Source organism: Dolichospermum lemmermannii CS-548 (assembly GCF_028330815.1).
In the GTDB taxonomy this organism is placed as follows: domain Bacteria; phylum Cyanobacteriota; class Cyanobacteriia; order Cyanobacteriales; family Nostocaceae; genus Dolichospermum; species Dolichospermum lemmermannii.
Genome location: NZ_JAQMTJ010000041.1, coordinates 1 through 6,885, shown reverse-complemented (window position 1 = coordinate 6,885; position 6,885 = coordinate 1). Strand labels below are relative to the sequence as shown.

The following is a 6,885-nucleotide window of genomic DNA, read 5'->3' as shown; positions in this document are numbered from 1 at the left end:
TCCTAAAGCTTTGGATATCGTTAACCGCAATGGTAAATGGTATGCTTCCATCGTCTTAGAAATTGATGATACTTTGTTAAAGAATAGCCGCAAAACTGATAATGGTGTTATGGCCATTGATTTAGGTTGTAATGATGCAATTGCTTGGACAAATGGTGAAGAAAATGGTTTAGTGGCTGCACCTCGGTTTTTCCGAAAGGCAGAACAAAGAAATAAACAATTAGGAAAAGCTAAACGCAGAAAACGCGCTCCTAACTTCAAAAAGAAAGTTAAGGCTTCTAGAAGGTGGAAGAAAACGCAAAAGTTAGTTAGTAAGTTGAATAGAAAAGTTGCTAACCAACGTCAGAATTTTGTTCACCAAGAAACTACACGAATAATTAGCTGTAATAGCACGGTAGTTACTGAAAAATTAGAAGTCAAAAACATGAGTGCCAAAGCCAAAAAAGGTAAGCGTAAAAAGCAAAAGTCTGGGTTGAATAAATCAATTCTTGATGTAGGAATGGGGATGATAAAATCCGCTCTAAAAGCGAAATTATCAGACATTGGTGGCTTATTTGTAGAAGTTCCTACAAAGAAGGTAAAACCATCTCAAACCTGTCCAAAATGCGGAAATCAAGAAAAGAAGAGTTTAGCCGAAAGAACTCATGTTTGCCATAACTGCGGATATACCCAACAGCGTGATATCGCCGCCGCAGAAGTAATGCTACTTTGGTACTCAAATAATCTACAGGGGTTAGGAACTAGCCTCTTAGACGTAGATGATTCTAGCTCTACTTCAAACACCAGCAGACGCAAGAATGCTGGAAGTATGAAGCAACTCGGTCAAAAGAAACGTCAAAAATCTCAACTTACTGATGGGGATGTAGAAACCCCATCTTCAACGAAGTAAGATGGGGTAGTTCATTTTATCCACTTTTGCGATTAATTCAGTCTGTAACAAACATGATAAAACCTGCCCTTACTAAAATTGGCGCTCAAATGTCCAACTTAACTGGCGTAAGAGCGATTATGAAAGATATTAATGAAACCCTCAGAGCTAGTAAGGGAGAGGAATTATATAATTTGAGTGCTGGCAATCCGTTGATTTTACCAGAGGTAGAACAGTTATGGCGGGATTGTACGGCAGATTTATTAGCCAGTTCTGAATATGGTGAAGTTGTTTGTCGTTATGGTTCAAGTCAAGGTTATTCACCATTAATTGAGGCGATTGTTCAGGATTTTAACCAGCGTTATGGGTTAAGTTTAACTGAGCGGAATATTTTAATTACTGCGGGTAGTCAAACTATCTATTTTTACGCCGCTAATGCTTTTGGTGGCTATACTGAAGATGGCAATTTGAAAGAAATTGTGTTGCCGTTAAGTCCAGATTATACTGGCTATGGTGGTGTTTGTTTGTTCCCAGAAGCTTTGGTTGCTTATAAACCTACTCTGGATATTGATACAGCCGCACATAGATTTAAATATCGTCCTGATTTTAATCAACTTGCGATTACAGAAAATACTGGTTGTGTGATTTTTTCCCGTCCTTGTAATCCGACGGGTAATGTTTTGACTAATGATGAGGTAAATAAAATCACTGATTTAGCTGCACCCCATCATGTACCTGTATTGATTGATTCGGCTTATGCACCTCCTTTCCCAGCTTTGAATTTTACAGAAATGACTCCGGTATTTGGGGAAAATATTCTCCACTGTATGAGTTTATCAAAAGCAGGTTTGCCTGGAGAACGGATTGGGGTAGCCATTGGAGATGAAAACCTGATTCAAGTTTTGGAATGTTTCCAAACCAATGTGGGAATTCATTCTTCTCGATATGGTCAAGCGATCGCAGCTAGAGCGATAGAATCAGGTACATTAGCAAATATCGCGGAAAATGTGATTCGTCCTTTCTATCAGCAAAAGTTTGATGTCTTAGAAAGTACATTAGAAGCAGCTATGCCTAAGAATATACCCTGGTTCTTACATCGTGGTGAAGGGGCGATTTTTGGCTGGTTGTGGTTGCAAGATCTACCCATGACTGATTGGGAATTTTACCAGGAATTAAAGAAAGTGGGTGTAATTCTTGTCCCTGGTAGTAGTTTCTTCCCTGGTTTAAAGGAGGACTGGGAACACAAACACCAATGTCTGCGAATTAGTTTAACTGGTAGTGATCAGGAAATTACTATTGGTATGCAGCGTTTAGCAAAAGTTGCTGAACGGGTTTATCAAGTTGCGGCTGTGAGAGTGTAAGATAAATGAACCACGAAGAAGCGAAGAACACGAAGAAGAAGAAGGAAGGAAGCAGGGTGCAGGGTGCAGGGGGAAAAGCTCAAAAAGTACCTGTTCCTAATCACCAATCACCAATTACCAATCACCAATTCCCAATTCCCAATCTCGATGATTGGTTGGAAATTGGCAGAATTGTCTCACCGCAAGGTTTAACTGGGGAGTTACGGGTTTATCCTAATACGGATTTTCCTGAACGCTTTGAAGAACCGGGAAAACGCTGGTTGTTACGTCCTGGGGAAACGGAACTGCAACCTGTGGAGTTGTTAAATGGGCGATATATTGAGAATAAGAATCTCTATGTGATTAAATTGAAGGGAGTGAGCGATCGCCATCAAGCTGAAAATATGCGTGATTGTCGGTTTTTTGTGCCTGTGAGCGATCGCCCAGAATTGGATGAAGGTGAATTTCATGTGTTAGATTTGCTAGGGTTGCAGGTCTTTATGCAATCATCTGGGGACTTTGTGGGAACGGTGGTGGATATCTTACCTTCTGGTCATGATTTATTGGAAGTTAAATTTGATCCTGCTTTTATCACTAATAACGAAGAATTGACAACTGATAAAGCACAAAAAACAGTTTTAATTCCTTTTGTGATGGAAATTGTTCCTGTTGTAGATTTAGAATCCCGTCGAGTTGAAATTACTCCTCCCCCCGGTTTATTGTCAATTAATAATTAACAGTCGTAGGTTGGGTTGACGTATGTTACCCAACATAATCAAAATTTTGTTGGACACAACAAGATAAAAAACAAGATAATCAAAACTTTGTTGGGTTGCGCTGTTGCTTAACCCAACCTACAAATACTCCAAATATATTTATAATTACCTTCTAAATTTTCGTTCCAAGAAAGCAATAATTTGGGTTCTTCCGTACCTGTTATGCCAAATATGAGTTTATTTACCCCATAACCTATATAAATAAAGGATTTTATTGTTTTTGATACCAAATTTGTCAAAATAACCAATGAATTAATGTAAAATCCTTATATAACAGGGATCTTGGGATTTAAAAAAAATAATTTAGCATAACAAGTCCCTAAGACCCAAATATTTATCTTCTTGACCTTCATAACACTCTTTATTTTGTAGAAATTCATCTACTAATTCTAGCCTTTGTCCTACTTCTGTTAGACTCAATTTGTAATGTAAGTTTTTTCCGTGCCTTTCTGGATAATTTAAAATAATCTCTATATTAGCTATAGAATTACTTCCCTTACCTTTCCATAAAAATTCCTTAATACCTCCTCCTTGCCGAAATGGGGCTGGTAAATCTATTGGTGTTGCTTTTAAAATACTAATAGCTTCTATTAAATTAGACTTGCCAGAAGTATTACGACCAATTAACACATTTAGCGGTTGTAGTTCTATTTCTTCCCCATCACTTCCATAGGAAAGGAAGTTTTGTAATTTAATTTTGTGAATAAATCTTTGACCTTCCATCTATTTCTCCTCATCTGAAAATATCTATTTTAAAACATATTCTCAAACTTCCTCAAGGCTATTATTCCTATCAAAAGTCTGACATCAGATAATCTATTTTATCCTTAATGAATTAGTTGTAATAATGCCGCCCCTTATCTTACCACTCATATCCGTACTTTGCAGTAAACTATCCCCCAAATCTCGGTTACTTACTAATGAAAAAGCAGAAAATAATAGACTTCCCTGGAATAAAATCTTTCATTCCCTCATATACAACGAAATTATCGAAAAATACCCCAATAATCAACCCTATCCTCCTGATTTAACCTACCGAGAAAATATTGCCCGTCAACCTATTCACAAAATTAGAGGCTATGATCAGAATAGCAGCACTGCAATTTTAGTCCCTGTTGATAGTTCCCAGCCTCAACACTGGATTAATTGGTATATCAGGAAGTATGAGTATGAAAAACCAAAAATGTCCCACTTGTCAAGGTGAGTTAGAAACTAAGCAAATTGAAAAAATGCTAAAAGGAGGAAATAACACCGCCATTATCCATGTAGAAGCAGAAGTTTGTTCAAAATGTGGAGAAAAGCTCTATAAACCAGACGTTGTTAGCCAATTTACTCAAATTCGTGCCAAACTTAGAAATCAACAAACAGAAGATTTTCAAGTGATTGGTCAATCCTTCCGCATTTCTGTTTAATTAATCAAGGAAGGCTGAAGAATTTTATTCTAAGTTTGATCACTGTGAAGATGTTAATAAGTTTTTAGGGTGATCTCAATCACTTGTCTAAAATCTTTGTTACCAGATGTCTATGAATAATCTTACATCTTGCAATTGTCACAGGCAATTACACTTGAGTCTTGAGAATGGGTGGCCCGGGATTCGAACCCGGAACAAATCGGTTAAAAGCCGAGTACTCTACCGTTGAGTTAGCCACCCTTTTGCTGTTTTTCCAACTTTATCAATATACCATCAACAGCCATGGTTTTGTCAAGGGGTTTTCAAAAAAGATTTGCCGTTAATCCAAAAGAAGCAGTACAACTAGCTCCAGGAGCTAACACAGTCAGGTTTTCACCAGTGTTGAAAGCATTGCGGGTGGCACTCCAAGGCTCTAGACAGTAGAATTCTTTGCCTTTAACAGTCCAAAACACCAACCAAGTAGAGAAATCATCGTAATCGAGGGTTAGCTTCAACCTGCGGCTGTTATCTGTGACTGTGGCTGATTTGCTGGTGAGTTGTCCAAAGGCAAAATCAATTTCATCTTGGTTAAAGTCAAATTTACCGTTAAAGGCGTGGAATTCCTTAGTTTTGTTATCTTGATATTCTCCAGAAGGAAGTTCCACTTCTAGCTGATTTTTGTCACCACAGAGAAAATAAGGGTGGAAACCAGCGGAAAATGGCATGGGTGTAGATGACAGATTTTTATATTCCTGACGCACTACTAAGGTATTACCTTGGAGTTCGTAGGTAAAAGCCAATTGAAAATCAAAAGGATAAACTGCCTTTGTTTCCTCGTTGCTGCTGAGAACTACAGTTAGACTAGCCTTACCTTCAGTATTTTGCGCTGTTGCTGTCCAAGGCAATTCCCGCGCAAAGCCGTGTTGTTTAATAGTATACTCTTTTCCATCAACAATGTAAGTATTATCAGGTAAATTACCGCAAAGAGGAAACAAAATTGGATTGCCGCCCCTGACGCTCAAATCAGGATGGGTAAAGCGTTCAGCGTCTAGATAAAATATTTCTTGACCTTGCACTAGCCAACGAGTGATGATACCACCTCTTTCTGGGACAACTTCTATTTGTGTACCAGCGGTTTTATCTGACAGGATGTAGGTTTTGTATTGTTGTTCTTGAATGTCAATGGTAAACATGATTGTATTTAAGTAGGTTGTTAGTTGTCAGTGGTCAGTGGTCAGTGGTCAGTTCCAATTAACAGCTTGCCAGAGTTACTCAAGCGCGTCAAAGGAATGGGATCTCAGGTTTCTCCTGCGGACGATTCCTGCGGAGTGCTTCCCGATCGCACTTTATCAATCTAACCTACAAGCGATTCCTGCGGAGCGCTTCGCTATCACACTTTATCAATTCAATCTACAAGCGATTCCTAGGTCGCGCTAGTTCCCTCCGGGACGCAATGCGTTCGCTATCACACCAAAATATCACAATATTTTCCGCTCCAATGCTTTATTATACATAGATAGCCTATCAATTTCTTGATTTGGCGATCGCTATTCCTGTGAAGGAAGTGTTAGGTTATATTTGGATCTGGCACTTGTAAATCGCGACATATCTTTCTAGCAAGTAAGTTGTTAATCTCACGATGGCGTGGAATAGACGTTGATCTCTGTGCAGCCCGATTGACATAAATAGTATGGCTACCACCTTCTCTTAAGAACTCACAACCATTGGCTTCAAGATGACGAACTAAGTCTACACGCTTCATGCAACTGATAAAAAAATAGGTTCACGAATAACGTCCTGATCTTGAAGTAGTTCCTCTGTTAAAAAGCGGTTAGCTTCAAGTACCAACTCAATAGCTTCCTCCAGATTAACTCTTGCTTCATCAAGAGTATCAGCTTGAGTATTTGCTCCAGGCAGTTCTTCGACAAAACCTATGTAGCCTTCAGAGACTTTCTTGAACACTTTAGTTAATTTAAAATTCATGGTTAGACATTATATATGTTTTCAACAAGTATATCACCAAAATTGGGGCAAAAATTGCAGCAAAACGGCTATTTACAGATCGCACTTTATCAATTCAACCTATGAGCGATTCCTGCGGAGCGCTTCGCTATCGCACTTTATCAATTCAACCTATGAGCGATTCCTGCGGAGTGCTTCGCTATCGCACTTTCTGCACTAATCGCACAAATCACTGAAGAATCGAAAACATAAAATTATGATGGTAAAATTTTAAATCCTGCTTGACGAAAATGATTATCTAAGGTCAAGGCTGTAGAAATTTTTCGGTCTTGCATGACAATGAAGGATAAACAATCTGTCAAAGAGTAAGACTTATCCTGATATTTTTGAAAATATTCCCATCCTTGGTTGAATAAAACCTGATCTATCTCGACTAATTCTATGTCTGGACTCTCTAGTAACTGATTGCCAATTTCAACAGCTTTATGATGAAGATTTCGGCTATTTAAAAAAGTGACTATTTCATCGAAAACATAAGTTGTCGTGAC

Annotated in this window: 11 protein-coding genes and 1 tRNA gene; 6 read left to right on the top strand and 6 right to left on the bottom strand. The window is 38.4% G+C overall.

Annotated elements, in window-relative coordinates; genetic code table 11:
- The 3 genes from PN450_RS02110 to rimM all read left to right on the top strand — a co-directional run.
- On the top strand, nt 1-889 hold an 889-nt coding region (locus PN450_RS02110), incomplete at its 5' end, for an RNA-guided endonuclease InsQ/TnpB family protein (protein WP_271835273.1).
- Between the two features lie 56 nt (nt 890-945).
- Entirely contained in the window at nt 946-2,229 is a 1,284-nt protein-coding gene (locus tag PN450_RS02105) for a valine--pyruvate transaminase (protein ID WP_271835274.1), read from the top strand.
- 5 nt (nt 2,230-2,234) lie between these two features.
- Nucleotides 2,235-2,945 (top strand): ribosome maturation factor RimM, encoded by a 711-nt coding sequence (gene rimM, locus PN450_RS02100; protein WP_271835272.1) that lies wholly within the window; start codon nt 2,235-2,237, stop codon nt 2,943-2,945.
- A 342-nt stretch (nt 2,946-3,287) separates the two neighbouring features.
- On the opposite strand, the gene PN450_RS02095 is transcribed toward rimM, so the two are convergent.
- On the bottom strand, nt 3,288-3,707 hold the full coding sequence (locus PN450_RS02095) for an AAA family ATPase (RefSeq protein WP_271835271.1): 420 nt from the start codon (nt 3,705-3,707) through the stop codon (nt 3,288-3,290).
- A 124-nt stretch (nt 3,708-3,831) separates the two neighbouring features.
- Between PN450_RS02095 and PN450_RS02090 the strand changes: the two genes are divergently transcribed.
- Both PN450_RS02090 and PN450_RS02085 read left to right on the top strand, forming a co-directional pair.
- The gene (locus PN450_RS02090) at nt 3,832-4,188 is read left to right on the top strand and encodes a hypothetical protein (protein WP_271835270.1); all 357 of its coding nucleotides are present in this window, start codon (nt 3,832-3,834) and stop codon (nt 4,186-4,188) included.
- Nucleotides 4,154-4,396 (top strand): YgiT-type zinc finger protein, encoded by a 243-nt coding sequence (locus PN450_RS02085; RefSeq protein ID WP_148764016.1) that lies wholly within the window; start codon nt 4,154-4,156, stop codon nt 4,394-4,396. Before PN450_RS02090 ends, PN450_RS02085 begins: the two co-directional genes overlap by 35 nt.
- Nucleotides 4,397-4,564: 168 nt before the next feature.
- Here PN450_RS02085 and PN450_RS02080 read toward each other — a convergent pair.
- A tRNA-Lys gene (locus PN450_RS02080) sits at nt 4,565-4,636 on the bottom strand.
- A gap of 62 nt (nt 4,637-4,698) precedes the next feature.
- Nucleotides 4,699-5,568, bottom strand: a complete 870-nt coding sequence (locus PN450_RS02075; protein ID WP_271835269.1) for an aldose epimerase family protein — start codon at nt 5,566-5,568, stop codon at nt 4,699-4,701.
- Nucleotides 5,569-5,592: 24 nt separating this feature from the next.
- Here PN450_RS02075 and PN450_RS02070 point away from each other — a divergent pair, with 24 nt between their 5' ends.
- On the top strand, nt 5,593-5,733 hold the full coding sequence (locus PN450_RS02070; protein ID WP_271835268.1) for a hypothetical protein: 141 nt from the start codon (nt 5,593-5,595) through the stop codon (nt 5,731-5,733).
- Between the two features lie 209 nt (nt 5,734-5,942).
- Here the strand turns inward: PN450_RS02070 and PN450_RS02065 are convergent, their stop codons facing one another.
- The 3 genes from PN450_RS02065 to PN450_RS02055 all read right to left on the bottom strand — a co-directional run.
- The gene (locus tag PN450_RS02065; protein ID WP_148764012.1) at nt 5,943-6,137 is read right to left on the bottom strand and encodes a type II toxin-antitoxin system HicA family toxin; all 195 of its coding nucleotides are present in this window, start codon (nt 6,135-6,137) and stop codon (nt 5,943-5,945) included.
- Nucleotides 6,134-6,337, bottom strand: coding sequence for a type II toxin-antitoxin system HicB family antitoxin (locus PN450_RS02060; protein WP_246862935.1), 204 nt, complete (start codon nt 6,335-6,337; stop codon nt 6,134-6,136). The genes PN450_RS02065 and PN450_RS02060 overlap by 4 nt, the downstream gene beginning before the upstream one ends.
- A gap of 254 nt (nt 6,338-6,591) precedes the next feature.
- The coding region (locus PN450_RS02055; RefSeq protein WP_271835267.1) for a type II toxin-antitoxin system VapC family toxin at nt 6,592-6,885 on the bottom strand (294 nt) is incomplete at its 5' end.

Coding starts and splice junctions, on each gene's coding strand:
- rimM (WP_271835272.1), top strand. CDS start 2,235: ATGAACCACGAAGAAGCGAAGAACACGAAGAAGAAGAAGGAAGGAAGC.
- PN450_RS02095 (WP_271835271.1), bottom strand. CDS start 3,707: ATGGAAGGTCAAAGATTTATTCACAAAATTAAATTACAAAACTTCCTT.
- PN450_RS02090 (WP_271835270.1), top strand. CDS start 3,832: ATGCCGCCCCTTATCTTACCACTCATATCCGTACTTTGCAGTAAACTA.
- PN450_RS02085 (WP_148764016.1), top strand. CDS start 4,154: ATGAAAAACCAAAAATGTCCCACTTGTCAAGGTGAGTTAGAAACTAAG.
- PN450_RS02075 (WP_271835269.1), bottom strand. CDS start 5,568: ATGTTTACCATTGACATTCAAGAACAACAATACAAAACCTACATCCTG.
- PN450_RS02065 (WP_148764012.1), bottom strand. CDS start 6,137: ATGAAGCGTGTAGACTTAGTTCGTCATCTTGAAGCCAATGGTTGTGAG.